Here is an 854-nt window from a genome sequence, read left to right on the forward strand (position 1 = left end):
AGTTGATAGGGCTGTGGTTTCAAGCGCGTGTATTGTACAGCAATTGATGTTGGTGTGGTTGGATAATGAAGATTGCTCAATTTCTAGATAGTTTTTGGACAAAAGCACGTTAGAGTACAGGATCTAACGTGCGGAATTTGGATTAGAAAAGCATCTTGAAGCCTTAAACGTTTGTTATGCCTGTGTTTGCAGTACAGACATGACTTCAAGCCTGCCTTTGATTGCTAGTGCTAATTGTCTAGATTGGGTGTCGTAGTGAACTAAAACCATATCAAATTCTCTTTTATTTAAATTTGCCAACTCATCGCTAGATTTGAGATTTTCCGCGTAAGTTAGTAACTGCATAAAATCATGAGAGGACTTGTGGCATACGAGAGCATTTTCGTAGACTTCATTATCAATGAATGGATACGCATTATTAGTAAGAGCGCCTAAAGTACAACGAACTTCATGAAGAGTTTGAAAAGTTATTTTTAGTTTCTCTAGATCACCAACACGCTTAACTGCTGAAGACATCAATGCCGAAATTTCACTGGTAGCTTCCCACATTTCACGGTAACGAGAAAACTCAAACTCAGCCTGTTCTCGGTTTACATGGATGACAGGCTCATTTTTAGCAACTAGCAATGACAACTTAGAATCAATCAATTGTCTAAGCTTCGCTGACTCCTTTGTTTCTATACGCTTAACAGCGATAGCTCCCAAAAATGCACTTAACCCCATGAGAATCACGTTACTTTCAAAATACCCTAAAATTTCTCTAAATAGTTCGAACAATTACCAATTCCTCATAAAGGCATAACGCCCTGCTAAGGGGTGAGCAACGCAATACCGATGTTGCCGAAAACCACCTT

At 39.1% G+C, this 854-nt stretch carries 1 protein-coding gene; it reads right to left on the bottom strand.

The features are described from left to right. Positions 1 to 174: 174 nt before the first annotated feature. On the bottom strand, positions 175 to 777 hold the full coding sequence (locus KIV40_RS27550; protein WP_285352390.1) for a hypothetical protein: 603 nt from the start codon (positions 775 to 777) through the stop codon (positions 175 to 177). Between the last annotated feature and the right edge of the window lie 77 nt (positions 778 to 854).

Source organism: Vibrio sp. D173a (genome assembly GCF_030248475.1).